Annotated in this window: 16 protein-coding genes; 10 read left to right on the forward strand and 6 right to left on the reverse strand. The window is 63.0% G+C overall.

Features of this window, described 5'->3' with window-relative positions; genetic code table 11:
* The first annotated feature begins 14 nt into the window (after window positions 1-14).
* The 3 genes from BMY84_RS06335 to BMY84_RS06345 all read left to right on the forward strand — a co-directional run bounded on the left by BMY84_RS06335 (window position 15) and on the right by BMY84_RS06345 (window position 2,811).
* Window positions 15-437, forward strand: coding sequence for an OsmC family protein (locus BMY84_RS06335; RefSeq protein WP_093082032.1), 423 nt, complete (start codon window positions 15-17; stop codon window positions 435-437).
* Window positions 434-2,260 (forward strand): cobaltochelatase subunit CobT, encoded by a 1,827-nt coding sequence (gene cobT / locus BMY84_RS06340; protein WP_093082035.1) that lies wholly within the window; start codon window positions 434-436, stop codon window positions 2,258-2,260. Before BMY84_RS06335 ends, cobT begins: the two co-directional genes overlap by 4 nt.
* A gap of 80 nt (window positions 2,261-2,340) precedes the next feature.
* On the forward strand, window positions 2,341-2,811 hold the full coding sequence (locus BMY84_RS06345) for a GreA/GreB family elongation factor (RefSeq protein ID WP_093082037.1): 471 nt from the start codon (window positions 2,341-2,343) through the stop codon (window positions 2,809-2,811).
* A gap of 162 nt (window positions 2,812-2,973) precedes the next feature.
* On the opposite strand, the gene BMY84_RS06350 is transcribed toward BMY84_RS06345, so the two are convergent.
* The 3 genes from BMY84_RS06350 to BMY84_RS06360 all read right to left on the reverse strand — a co-directional run bounded on the left by BMY84_RS06350 (window position 2,974) and on the right by BMY84_RS06360 (window position 4,479).
* A complete protein-coding gene (locus BMY84_RS06350) occupies window positions 2,974-3,465 on the reverse strand; it encodes a Dps family protein (RefSeq protein ID WP_093082040.1) in 492 nt (163 codons plus the stop codon).
* A 110-nt stretch (window positions 3,466-3,575) separates the two neighbouring features.
* Window positions 3,576-4,142 (reverse strand): TMEM165/GDT1 family protein, encoded by a 567-nt coding sequence (locus tag BMY84_RS06355; RefSeq protein WP_093082043.1) that lies wholly within the window; start codon window positions 4,140-4,142, stop codon window positions 3,576-3,578.
* A gap of 13 nt (window positions 4,143-4,155) precedes the next feature.
* Window positions 4,156-4,479: a hypothetical protein gene (locus BMY84_RS06360; RefSeq protein ID WP_093082045.1), complete on the reverse strand. Its 324-nt coding sequence runs from the start codon at window positions 4,477-4,479 to the stop codon at window positions 4,156-4,158.
* A gap of 201 nt (window positions 4,480-4,680) precedes the next feature.
* On the opposite strand from BMY84_RS06360, the gene rpmG reads away from it, so the two are divergent.
* Window positions 4,681-4,848: a 50S ribosomal protein L33 gene (rpmG, locus tag BMY84_RS06365; protein WP_006959016.1), complete on the forward strand. Its 168-nt coding sequence runs from the start codon at window positions 4,681-4,683 to the stop codon at window positions 4,846-4,848.
* Window positions 4,849-5,047: 199 nt separating this feature from the next.
* Here the strand turns inward: rpmG and BMY84_RS06370 are convergent, their stop codons facing one another.
* Together BMY84_RS06370 and BMY84_RS06375 are read right to left on the reverse strand one after the other, a co-directional pair.
* Window positions 5,048-6,910 (reverse strand): PhoX family protein, encoded by a 1,863-nt coding sequence (locus BMY84_RS06370; protein WP_093082048.1) that lies wholly within the window; start codon window positions 6,908-6,910, stop codon window positions 5,048-5,050.
* A 149-nt stretch (window positions 6,911-7,059) separates the two neighbouring features.
* Window positions 7,060-7,422: a response regulator gene (locus tag BMY84_RS06375; protein WP_177203926.1), complete on the reverse strand. Its 363-nt coding sequence runs from the start codon at window positions 7,420-7,422 to the stop codon at window positions 7,060-7,062.
* Window positions 7,423-7,489: 67 nt separating this feature from the next.
* Here BMY84_RS06375 and BMY84_RS06380 point away from each other — a divergent pair, with 67 nt between their 5' ends.
* From BMY84_RS06380 to BMY84_RS06400, 5 genes are read left to right on the forward strand one after another with little or no spacing between them, the layout of a single operon-like run.
* Window positions 7,490-7,789, forward strand: a complete 300-nt coding sequence (locus BMY84_RS06380) for a DUF3572 domain-containing protein (protein ID WP_093082050.1) — start codon at window positions 7,490-7,492, stop codon at window positions 7,787-7,789.
* Complete coding sequence (locus BMY84_RS06385; RefSeq protein ID WP_093082053.1) at window positions 7,786-8,442, forward strand: hypothetical protein; 657 nt, start codon at window positions 7,786-7,788, stop codon at window positions 8,440-8,442. Before BMY84_RS06380 ends, BMY84_RS06385 begins: the two co-directional genes overlap by 4 nt.
* Entirely contained in the window at window positions 8,439-8,903 is a 465-nt protein-coding gene (locus tag BMY84_RS06390) for a RidA family protein (protein WP_093018570.1), read from the forward strand. Before BMY84_RS06385 ends, BMY84_RS06390 begins: the two co-directional genes overlap by 4 nt.
* The gene (locus tag BMY84_RS06395) at window positions 8,884-9,615 is read left to right on the forward strand and encodes a glycerophosphodiester phosphodiesterase family protein (RefSeq protein ID WP_256215108.1); all 732 of its coding nucleotides are present in this window, start codon (window positions 8,884-8,886) and stop codon (window positions 9,613-9,615) included. Before BMY84_RS06390 ends, BMY84_RS06395 begins: the two co-directional genes overlap by 20 nt.
* The gene (locus BMY84_RS06400) at window positions 9,608-10,741 is read left to right on the forward strand and encodes a GNAT family N-acetyltransferase (protein WP_093082058.1); all 1,134 of its coding nucleotides are present in this window, start codon (window positions 9,608-9,610) and stop codon (window positions 10,739-10,741) included. Before BMY84_RS06395 ends, BMY84_RS06400 begins: the two co-directional genes overlap by 8 nt.
* Here BMY84_RS06400 and BMY84_RS06405 read toward each other — a convergent pair whose 3' ends face one another.
* Window positions 10,742-11,038: a hypothetical protein gene (locus tag BMY84_RS06405; protein WP_093018564.1), complete on the reverse strand. Its 297-nt coding sequence runs from the start codon at window positions 11,036-11,038 to the stop codon at window positions 10,742-10,744. It abuts the gene before it with no gap.
* A gap of 218 nt (window positions 11,039-11,256) precedes the next feature.
* Here BMY84_RS06405 and BMY84_RS06410 point away from each other — a divergent pair, with 218 nt between their 5' ends.
* Window positions 11,257-12,522, forward strand: coding sequence for a multidrug effflux MFS transporter (locus BMY84_RS06410; protein WP_093082061.1), 1,266 nt, complete (start codon window positions 11,257-11,259; stop codon window positions 12,520-12,522).
* Window positions 12,523-12,547 lie beyond the last annotated feature (25 nt).

Genomic DNA, 12,547 nt, shown 5'->3' on the forward strand with positions numbered 1-12,547 from the left:
CGGGAAGACAAAACATGATCGTCGTCGAACGGATCGACCCCGCTGGGGGAACCGCCCACCGGATCAGCATTCGGGGCCATGAGATCGTTGCGGATATGTCCGCGCCCGACGGCCATGACGCCGGGCCGGACCCGCACGACCTGTATGATAGCGCGCTGGGCGCATGCAAGGCGATGACCATGCTCTGGTATGCGCAGCGCAACGGCATTCCGGTGGAGAATATCCATGTCGGCTTGGTCCGCGACGCGAGCGAGGAGCGCAAGGGCGTCTACAAGCTGACCACCCGCATCGCGCTGACCGGGCCGATGACCGACGAGCAGCATGACAAGTTGATCGCCGTGGCCGCAAAATGCCCGGTGCACAAGCTGATGAGCGAAGTGGAGACGCAGATCGAGACGATCGCCGTGCCGCGCGTCGGCGAACCGGAGCGGCCATGACCGAACGATCCCCCATCGATGCCTTCAAGGATGTCCTGTCCGGCGCGGCGCGCGCGATCACGCGCGATGCGGAGGTGGAGGTCAGCTTCACCGCCGATACGCCTCATGCTGCGGGCAAGGCGATCAAGGTGCCGACGCCCGGCCGCGCCCTGCCCGCCGATCAGGTGGCGCTGGCGCGTGGCTTTGCCGATGCCCATGCCCTCAAGCTGCGCCATCATAACGCAAAACTTCATGCCGCCACCACGCCTTCGGAAGCGGTCGCACGCGCCGTGTTCGACGCAGTCGAGCAGGCCCGGGTCGAGGCGATCGGATCGCGGGCGATGGAAGGCGTGCGCGCCAACCTCAATCATGCGCTGGACCTGCGGCTGAAGTCCGATGCGATCCGGCGCGCGCGCGCCGCTGACGAAGTACCGCTGTCGACCGCGCTCGCGCTCAAGGTGCGTGAACGATTGACCGGGCAGGCGATCCCCAAGGATGCGGCGCCCGGCGTGGCGATGCTCGACCAGTGGATCGAGGACAAGGCCGGGACCGATCTGGATGCGCTGATGCTGGCGATCGACGATCAGCGCGCCTTCCAGAAGCTGACCACGACGATGCTGGAACATCTCCAGTTAATCGATGCCGATGTGCCGCCCGACACCGAAGAACCCGAATCGCAGGATGAAGGCGAAGACGAGGAAGAGCAGCAGGAAGAGGGCGAAAGCGGCCAGGACGAGGCCGGCGACAGCGACATGAATGCCGAGGCGCGTGCCGAGGATCAGGGCGGCGACACCGAAGAGGGTGAAACCGACTATAGCGACGAATTCGACGCCGACAGCGACGAAGGCGCCGACGATATGGGCGAGGAAGGCATGATGCCGGTCCGCCCCAATCGCCCGATGTCCGACCTGCCGCCCGGCTTCGACTATAAGCCCTATACGACCAAATTCGACGAAGTCGTCGCGCCGGAGGATCTGTGCGACGAGGATGAACTGGTGCGGCTGCGCGGCTTCCTCGACCAGCAACTGGTCAGCTTGCAGGGCGCGGTGACGAAACTGGCCAACCGGCTGCAACGCCGGCTGATGGCGCAACAGTCGCGGTCCTGGGACTTCGACCAGGAAGAAGGCATGCTGGACGCGGCCCGGCTGGCGCGGATCGTGATCGATCCCACCCGGTCGCTATCCTACAAGATCGAGCGGGATACCGAGTTTCGCGATACCGTCGTCACCCTGCTGATCGACAATTCGGGATCGATGCGCGGGCGGCCGATCAGCATCGCGGCGATCAGCGCGGACATCATGGCGCGCACGCTGGAACGCTGCGGCGTGAAAACCGAGATATTGGGCTTCACCACCCGCGCGTGGAAGGGCGGGCAGAGCCGCGAGCAATGGCTAGCCGCTGGACGGCCCCCTATGCCGGGCCGTCTCAACGACCTGCGCCATATCGTCTACAAGAAGGCCGACGATCCCTGGCGCCGCGCGCGCAAGAATCTGGGCCTGATGATGCGCGAAGGGCTGTTGAAGGAAAATATCGACGGCGAGGCGCTGCTCTGGGCGCATAGCCGCCTGATCGCACGCCAGGAAGAGCGTCGCATCCTGATGGTGATTTCCGATGGTGCGCCGGTGGATGACTCCACCCTGTCGGTGAACAGCGGCACCTATCTTGAGCGGCATTTGCGGCAGGTGATCGACTGGATCGAGAATCGCTCGCCGGTGCAACTGGTGGCGATCGGCATCGGCCATGACGTCACCCGCTATTATCGTCGCGCCGTAACCATCATGGACGCCGAACAATTGGGCGGCACGATGGTCGAGCAGCTTGCAGGCTTGTTCGACGAAGATTGATCCCGCTATCGGTGTGGCTTGCCCCTGCCCCGGTGATCGATCGGGGCGGGGCATATTGTTGTTTTCAGGAGAGTGATGACGTGAGTGTCGCCTTTCGTCGCGAGAGCGATGATGAGCATATGGAGCCCAAGTTCGAGCTGCCGATCCCGCCCGGCCCCAATTGGGTGACGGCGCGCGGGTTGCGGCTGACGCGGGACAAGGTCGAGGCGCTGGAAGCCACCGACACCGCCGCCATGGAGGAAGAGGCTGCCAAGAAGCATAAGCGCGAATTGCGCTACTGGCGCATGCGGCTGGCGACGGCGGAATTGCGACCGGTGGCGGGGCCGCAAGCGGTCGCCTTCGGCACGCGCGTCACCTATCGACTGAACAAGCAGGAAAAGACGGTGGCGCTGGTCGGCGACGACGAGGCCGATCCCCATGAAGGCCGGATCAGCTTTTCCTCCCCCCTCGCCCGCGCGATGATGGATGCGGAAGTCGACGAGAAGGTGGATTTCGCCGGGAAGGCCGAGGCGATCGAGATTGTCGCGATCGACGTCCTCCACGAAGATTAGAGCGCGCTGCGTTAAATCTGACGCAGGTCGCGCGCTCTAGTTTTTTGTTTTCGCATCGCTTTATGCGGAAAACCGGTGCCCACTTTTCCGCGCGATGCTCTAAGCATGAAAAAAAGCCCTCCGATTTCCACCGGAGGGCTTTTTCTTTGCCGTAATAGCCAATCAGGCGCCGCGTGCCGCCTCGAACAGGAACCAGGCGCGCTGTTCGGCCTGATCGGTCCAGTCGTCGACAATGCCTTCGGTGGCGTTGTCGCCCGCTTCGGTGGCGGCGGCCTTTACCGCGCGGAAGGTTTCGACCAGCGCCAGATTATCGTCGCGCAATTCCTTGAGCATGTCGGCCGGGCTGACGAAGTCGGCGTCATTATCCTTTACCGTCTGGTGCCGGGCGATATCGCCAATGGAACGCAGCGTAACATTGCCGGTCTTGCGCACGCGCTCGGCGATCAGGTCGGTCACGCCCAGAATCTCGGTCGCCTGCTCATCGAACATCAGATGATAATCGCGGAAATGCGGACCCGAAACATGCCAGTGGAAATTCTTGGTCTTCAGATACAGCGCGTAGCTGTCCGCCAGCGCGCCGTTGAGCGCTTCGGCGACGGACTTGGTCGCATTGCTCTTCAGGTCGGTCGGGGTCTTGAGGTCGGGCGCGGTCATTCACTGTCCTCCTGTTCGGGAAACTGGTTTCGGACATATAATGATCGCGCGCCAAGTTGGTGCCATTTTTTCACGACGGAAATCCCGATCAGGCTGATCAACGCCTTCGATCAGATCAAGCCGGTCGCAGATAGCGCCATGAGGACGCCGGTGACGAGCAGTATGATCCCTCCGGCCCAGCGAATCGTCCGCAGTGGCAGGACCTCCAGCAACTGGGCGCGCACCACTACCACCGGCACCAGGGCGACGATGACACCGATCGCGCCACCTATGCCAGCGAGGATGGGATCAGCCGTGCGCGTCGCTATGCCCAGGATCAGAAATTGCGGGCCGTCACCAAAGCCCAGGATGAAAAGGCCCAGCGCCGTGGTCAGGAAGGCGCCGGTCCGCCAGCCGCCCAGTATATCGGGCGGAGACACCCGCCAGAACAGGCCCACGCCCAGAAACAGGATGGAAAGCGCCAGGAACAGCAGCCGCGCGTCGCTCCCCAGCATCGGGCCGATCCAGGCCCCCGCAAAGGCGGATATCGCCGCATTGGCGACAGCAGCCACGACGACGCCGGCGATGATCGCGCCATTGCGCTCATAGCGTGTCGCCAGCGCAAGCAGGAGCAACTGGCTCTTGCCCCCCATTTCGCCAAGCAGACAGCCGAGCAACGCGATCAACAGGGCGTCCATCGGCCGACCGGTGTCAGGCGCGCAAGGCTGTGACGGTGGCGATAGTGCGCGGAATGATCGGCACGATATCGGCCAATGGCATGTCGGCCGCAATCGCATCGCGCATCAGGTCGAGATAGGACAGCACCACCGGCCCCAGACCATGAAGAGAGGTGGCGGACCCCAATGTGGCAGCCAGCCCCTCCACCGCGTCCAGACCGAAAGCACGGGCGATGTGGCGAATCTGGTCGACCTCATCCTGCAAGCGGGCGACCGACAAATGGCCACGTTGCCCCGCCAGCCCATCGACCCGCCGCATCAGGTCCGTCAAAATCGCCAGCATCGGATCATGTCGCATGGGATGCACTCCCCTTGTTTCGCCCCGTTTCTTCATAGCCTTACCCGGGTTAAGGGCGCGTAAAGCCTGAAGCTCCAATCGTCCCAGCCTTGACAGCGGACCGAATCTGGCCCATGGGCGACCGCTGAAACGGGCGGTCCGCCACTCACCATTGGCGAGCCGCTTTATTTTTTACGCTCTTTACGACCAGGGAATAAGGCCATGGCCAAGCCAGCAACTGTCAAGATCCGCCTCGTCAGCACGGCTGACACTGGCTTTTTCTACGTCACCAAGAAGAATCCGCGCACCAAGACCGAAAAGCTGAGCTTCAGCAAGTATGACCCGGTCGTGCGCAAGCATGTCGAATTCAAGGAAGCCAAGATCAAGTAAGCCGCTGCGGGCCTTTCGCCCGCGCGCCTGATTTTTCCGGCTTTTTCGGAACGGACAAAGGCCCGTCCCTGCAAGGGAGCGGGCCTTTTGCTGTTGGCCGGAAATGCCGGATGCCAGCCGGATACGAAAAAAGGGGCGCTCCTGTCGGAGCGCCCCCATGAAACCCCTGCCCTTCGAAGGACAGGGGCCTTTTCCGATATCAGTTGCCGACCGGCTTGGCGTCGGTACGGCGCACGACGATGGTAGAGGAACGCGGTTCCTGACCCGACACCGGCCAGTCACCGGTCGGATGCTGGATATTGATGAAGAAGTTGGTCAGGTCCGGCGTATAGGCGATGCCGGTGATCTCGCACCCTTCAGGCCCCACCAGGAAGCGCATCGACTTCTTGGTCGACTGGTCAATGTAGAACATCGCATTCTGGCCGAAGACCTGCTCGATCGTCCGCGACGAATCGCCCGAACTGCCCGGCACCGAATGGTCGGTCTGAACCCACAGGCGGCCCTGCGGGTCGATGCGGATGCCGTCGGGGCTGGAGAAGGTGTCGCCGTTGATATTGCCTTCCAGCTTGTCGCCGAAACCGGCCAGCGACGGATCGCCCGCCAGCAGGAAGATTTCCCAGGTGAAGGTCATGGCGAGCGGCGAATTGCCGGTTTCCTTGAACTTCACGATATGGCCATGGCGGTTGACGGTGCGCGGGTTGGCGGCGTCGGTCGAACGGCGGCTGCTGTTGTTGGTCAGCGTCACGAAGATGGCGCTGTTGTCGGGCGCAACCGTGATCCATTCCGGGCGATCCATCACCGTACCACCGGCGACGCGCGCCGCCGAGATGGTGTTGATCATGACATCGGCCTGATTGTTGAAGTCGACCGTCGTCGGCGTGATCGGCGTCGCGCTCTGGCTGGTGTTGCCCGGATCGGAAGCCCCGGCGGTCAGGCCATTCTGGCCCTGAACCAGGGCGCGCCATTCGCCGGTGCCGTCCGCATTGAAACGGGCGACATAGAGCGTGCCATGGTCGAGCATGTCGCGATTGCTGGCGCGGTTGCTGCTGCTGAAGGCGCGATCGCACACGAACTTGTAGACGCAGCCCGGCGTGCCGTCATGGCCCATATAGAAGGCGACGCGGCTATTGCTATCGACCATGTGAGCGACATTTTCATGGTCGAAACGGCCCAGCGCGGTGCGCTTGGTCGGCACATCCAGTTCCTGATAGGGATCGATTTCGACCACCCAGCCGTAATTTTCCTCCGGCTGCGTCGGATCGAGATAATTGTCGGTCGATTCCTCGCAGGTCAGATAGGTACCCCACGGGGTACGGCCCGACGAGCAATTGTTAAGCATGCCCTTGATCGTGCCGGACAGCAGACCAGCGGCAGGACCTGTCGCCTTGTAGCTGCTGTTGCCGGTGTAGCGCTTGTTGTACTTGGAGCCCGACTTGACCGACCATTTGCCGTCGGAAGCCTTGGCGATTTCCACCACGCCGATGCCGACGGCCGACAGGGCCAGCGCCTTCTGGTCGGCGGTCGCGGTCGCGGCGTCATAGCCGCCCGCCATCAGGATGTTGAAGTCGGGATATTCGAAGTTCAGCGCCAGCAGACCGCCGCTATTGGCGTCGGTGCCCGACAGTTCGAAATATTCCATGCCGTCATGATTGCCGCCAGCCCACTTCTCGGCATCGGCCGGGGTCGGATAGCTGCCCGAATAGGCGGTGCCGGTTTCGATCGAATCGCCAGCCTTCAGCAGGATGTCGACGGTATAGCCGTTGGGCACCGTGACGGTGTCGTTCATGTTGGCGGCGACCGGCGTGAAGGCGATGCCATAGCTGGGCGTCGGGGTCGGCGTAGGCGTGGGGGTCGGCGTCGGGCTGCTCGAATCATCGTCATCACCGCAGGCGGACAGCGCGCCCAGCATCGGCAGGATCGACAGGCCCAGCAGGCCGTTCTTCAGGATGGTGCGGCGGGCCGGATTGGCCGCGACGATCGATTCCAGGCTGTTGTCGCCCATATCGATGGTCGGCTGCGCGTCGCGATAGGCCGCGCGCGCCTCGTCGGTCAGATGAGACATGAATATTACCCCTGTGCGTTCCGGCTGTCGGCAATGCGCCGCGCCGCTGCGTTGCGGGGGGTGGCAGACGAGGATGACGCCTAAAGGGCGGGTCGATGTAAACGCAATGAAAGCTGTATGACGATAATGTGAAGCAGCTTGCCCGATCGTTACAGCAAGGCGTTCACCTGCTCCACGAAGCGCAGTACGGAAATCGGTTTGGACACATAGGCCTGCGCGCCAGCAGCCCGAATCCGCTCCTCATCCCCTTGCCCGGCATAGGCGGTAACGGCCATGATCGGGACGGCAGACAGCCGATCGTCGGCCTTCAGCGAAATGATCAGGTCGAGCCCGCTGACATGGGGCAGGTGAATGTCGGTGATGACAAGGTCGGGCAGAAACTCACGCGCCTGTGCCAGCACGTCGCGCCCGTCGCGCAGCGGCAACACTTCATGCCCGTGCGCGCGCAGCAGGTCGCAAAAAAGTTTGAGATTGAGTTCGTTGTCCTCGACAACGAGCACGCGCTTTGCCACCAGTCACCCGCGGTCCGAAATGCCTATTGGAGCGCACTCGTCAGCCGCCCCGCCCCGAAAGGCCATCATGCGACCCACAGCCGAGAATGGCAAGCCGGATAGCCGACAGGATAGCGCTGAAGAGGCGGCAACGCTGGCGCTGATGGCATTGGGGTGGACATTGAGCGATGGCGGCCGGGCGGATCGTTTGCTGGCGCTGACGGGCCTGGATGTCGATGCCCTGCGCGCGGGGATAGACAATCCCGCCATATTGGGCGCGGTCCTCACTTTCCTGTCCGACCATGAGCCTGACCTGATCGCCTGCGCCGAAGCGATCGACACCACCCCCGCCGCCCTGATCGCGGCGCAGCAGAGATTGAACGCATGACCCGTCCCCTGATCATCACCGACTGCGACGAAGTGCTGCTGCACATGGTCGTGCCGTTCCGGGAATGGCTGGACGAAACCCATGGCGTGCATTTCGACATGCGCGAGCGCGGCTTTGTCGAGGCGCTGCGGCACAAGGATAGCGGCGAACCGCTGGAGCGGCAGCATGTCTGGGAATTGCTGCTGGCTTTTTTCGAAACGGAAATGCATCGGCAAGCTCCAATCGCGAACGCGGTCGAAGCCTTGCTGCGGCTGTCCGCCATCGCTGATATCGAAGTGCTGACCAACATTACCGAGCGGCATCAGGGGGCGCGGGCACAACAACTCGCCACCCATGGCCTGACCCTGCCGGTCCACTGGAATCAGGGTGGCAAGGGCCGGCCACTGGCGGCGATCGTGGCGGAACGGCAGCCCAGCGTCGCTCTGTTCATCGACGATCTGGCCGAACATCATCATTCGGTCGCCACCCATGCTCCCGGCGTGTGGCGGCTGCATCTGGTGGGCGAGCCCGAAATCGCCGCCCATGTGCCGACCGCGCCCTATGCCCATGCCCGGATCGATGATTGGGCCACGGCAGAACACTGGATCATGGAGCGACTGGCGCAAGGGCCAGCCCCGATCGAATCACCCCTATCCGATGGAGTTATCGCATGAGCATCGAAGCCCGTATCGCCGAACTCGGCATCACCCTGCCCCAGGCCGCTGCACCGGTTGCCGCCTATGTGCCCACGGTGGAGGCCAATGGCCTGCTGCATATCAGCGGTCAGATTGCGCTGGCGCCCGATGGCCTGATGACCGGCCGACTGGGTGAAGATCGCGACCTGGACTATGGCGTCGCCGCTGCGCGCGTCTGTGGCCTCAACCTGATCGCGCAGATGAAGGCGGCGCTGGGCGACCTCGACCGGGTCGAGCGGATCGTGAAGCTGGGCGCTTTCATTTCCAGCGCCCCGACCTTCACCGACCAGCCAAAGGTCGCCAATGGCGCGTCCGAACTGATGGTCGAAATCTTCGGTGAAGCCGGCAAGCATGCGCGCAGCGCCGTGGGCGTGCCTGTATTGCCGCTGGGCGCGGTGGTCGAAATCGACGCGGTCGTCCTTGTCCGCCCGGCGGCCTGATCGCCCGACCGACTGGCTGACCGCCCGCCCCTTCGCCCATAGGGGCCTGCATGGGGGCGGGATCAGCGAAAACGGCATGGCGGCCTTCGAAGCCGCCATTGCTGGCGATTATGGTATTGAATGCGATGTCCGGCCAAGCCGGGATGGTATCGCCTTCGTCTTTCACGACGCCGGGCTGAACCGCATGGCCGGCCGGGACGACAAGCTGGCCGATCTGGAAGGCGCCACGCTGGATGGCGTAGCATTGCCCGATGGCAGCATGATCCCGCGCCTGTCCACCCTCTTGGCCCGCTGCGACGGACGAGTTCCGCTCCTTGTCGAAATCAAGTCGGATGGCCGCGATATCGATCCGATTTGCCGGGCGGTAGCCCATGACCTCACACTCTGGCCCGATGCGCCTGTAGCGGTGATGTCCTTCAATCCGCGGACGATGCGCTGGTTTGCGTGCCATCGGCCGGAACAGATACGCGGTCTGGTCGTGACGCAACAGGGCAAGGGCTGGCTGCGCGGCCGGATCGAACGCACCCTTGCGCTTTGGCTCGCGAAACCCGACTTTATCGCCTGTGACATTCGCGACCTGCCTTCCGCCCTGTCCCGCCATGCCCGCGCAAGGGGCCTGCCCGTGCTGACATGGACGGTGCGCAGCGAGGGCGACCGCCATCAGGCCGCGGCCCATGCCGACCAGATCATTTTCGAGATCGCCCATGGCTGATGTGACGGCGCGTATCGCCGCGGGCGTGGCGGATTTCGATCGCGCGCAATGGGATGCCTGCGCGGGCGACGCCAATCCCTTCGTCAGCTGGGATTTCCTCGTCGCGCTGGAACGATCGGGCAGCGTGGGCGGCACCAGCGGCTGGCAGCCCATCCCCCTCGTCATCGATGGCCCGGACGGCCGCATCGCCGCCGCCGCCCCCGCTTATGGCAAGAGCCACAGCCAGGGCGAATATGTGTTCGACCATAGCTGGGCCGACGCATGGGAGCGGGCCGGCGGACGCTATTATCCCAAGATCCAGATCGCTGCCCCCTTCTCCCCCGTACCCGGCCCGCGCCTGCTGCTCCGCGATCCGGAACAGGCGCCCGCGCTGATCGCCGGGCTGGAGATGCTGGTCGAGCGCAACGGCCTGTCATCGGCCCACGCGACCTTCATCGATGCCGATCAGGTGCCGCTATTCGAAGCGGCGGGATGGCTGATCCGCGAGGATAGCCAGTTCCACTGGACCAATCGCGGCTATGGAAGTTTCGACGATTTCCTCGCCGACCTGTCGAGCGAGAAGCGCAAGAATATCCGCAAGGAAAGGCGGCGCGCGGTCGAGGGGCTGGAGATACTCCACCTGACCGGCAGCGACTTGACCGAAGCGCATTGGGATATTTTCTGGGCTTTCTATCAGGATACCGGCGCCCGCAAATGGGGCCAGCCCTATCTGACCCGCGCCTTCTTCTCGATCCTGGGTGAAAGCATGGCGGACAAGGTCTTGCTGATGCTCGCTCTACGCGACGGACAGCCGATCGCCGGCGCGCTCAACCTGATCGGCGCGGACACGCTTTATGGTCGCTATTGGGGCTGTACCGAAGACGTTCCCAACCTGCATTTCGAGCTTTGCTATTATCAGGCGATCGACGTCGCCATCGCCCGCGGACTGGCCAGGGTCGAAGCCGGCGCGCAGGGCGGCCACAAGCTGGCACGCGGCTATGCGCCAGAGCCGACATGGTCGGCGCACCATATCCCCAATCCGGGCTTCCGCCGGGCGATCGCCGATTTCCTCGCGGCCGAACGCGAAGGCGTGCAGCGCGATCGGCTATGGCTCAACGAACGAACCCCGTTTCGGAAAGACGGCTGATCAGGCCGCGCGCATCTGCGTGAAGGCGATCACGGCGCGCGCCTGACGCTGCGCCTCGGCGATTTCCCGCGCCGTCATTTCCTCGGCGATCTCGGCCCGCATCGATTGCCCCTGCTCGCTGCCACGCAGCGCGGCGAGGTTGAACCATTTATGCGCCTCGATCAGGTCGATCGGCAGTTCGCCTTCGCCGCAGCTATAAGCGACGCCCAGATCGAAACAGTCGTCCGCCGTTCCATAAGCCGCCCGCGACAGGCGGGCTTCCATCAGAAATTGTGCGCTCTTGATGCTGTTACCCATGATGTCTGCCCCTGTTCAATCCTAAATCAATGGATCTGGACCCCCTTTTCCACGAGCAGCAGGTTGGACCGGGAACCGATAAAAAATGGTTAACACGAAATTTTCCATGATATCATAGGACAAAACGGGCCTCTGCTTGGGATGATCGGGTGCCGTTACGGCATTGCGTGGCAGATAAAGACTGGAACAAGGGGCCTGTTGCCCCCATAGCCGCCCGCATGACCCAGATACCTTCCACCGCCGCCCCATCGCGAGAAATCCATTTCCGCGAATTCGTGCTGCTGTGCGCCTGCCTCATGGCGATGAACGCCCTGTCGATCGATCCCATGCTGCCGGCGCTGCCGGATATCGGCCGTGATCTGGCCATTCCGCATCCCAATGACCGGCAATTGATCATCAGCATCTATTTTCTGGGGCTGGGGTTCGGATCGCTGCTGTTCGGCGTGCTGTCCGACCGGTTCGGGCGCAAGCGGGTCCTGGGATGCGCGATGGCTCTGTTCATCCTGTCCACCATCGCCTGCGCCAGCGCGCAGAGCTTCTTCATGCTGCTGGTGGCGCGGGGCAGCGCCGGTTTCTTCGCCGGGGCTAGCCGGGTCATCACCGTCGGCATCGTCCGTGACCAGTTCAAGGGTGACGCCATGGCGCGAGTCATGTCATTGATCTTTGCCGTGTTCATGCTGATCCCGGTGATGGCCCCCAGCTTTGGTCAAGCGATTCTGTGGATTGCGCCATGGCGCTGGATTTTCTGGGTGCTGGTAATTCTGGCCAGCCTGATCCTAGGCTGGATGATCACGCGTCTGCCCGAAACGCTGAAGCCCGAAAATCGCATCCGCATCACACCGGGCGCACTGCTCCACACCATCGGCACCGTCATCCGCACGCGCAGTTCGATCGGCTATATGCTGGCGAGCGGCGTGGTGATGGGCGGCCTGATCGGCTTCATACTGTCTATCCAGCAGATTTTCTTCGACGTCTTTCACGCGCAGAAGATCTTTCCGATCGGGTTCGCCATGATCGCCGGCTGCATGGGATTGGGCAGCCTGATCAACAGCCGGATGGTGTCCCGCTTCGGCGCACGACGGATGAGCCAGAGCGCCTTGCTGGCCTTCATCCTGATCGCAGCGGTCCATCTGGCGGTGATCCTGACCGGGTATGAGACACTGGTGACATTCATGGTGCTTCAGGCGATGACGATGATGACGGTCGCCTTCACCGCATCCAATTTCAGCGCAATCTCGATGGAGCCCTTCCACAAGGGCGCCGGTGTTGCGTCGTCTTTCCAGGCCTTTCTGACCACGGCGCTGTCGAGTGCATTGGGCAGCATCGTCGGGCGCGCCTTTGACGGGACGACCCTGCCCTTCACCATCGGCCTGCTGGTCTTTGGCTCCGCATCCTTCCTGATCGTGATCTGGGCGGAACATGGCAAACTGTTCACGCGCCCCAATCTGGGTTCGTTGCGCGACGCCGACGTCGACTTCCATTAAAATGGAGCATTAAAAAAGGGGCGGT

It is taken from the genome of Sphingobium sp. AP50 (assembly GCF_900109095.1).
GTDB lineage: Bacteria > Pseudomonadota > Alphaproteobacteria > Sphingomonadales > Sphingomonadaceae > Sphingobium.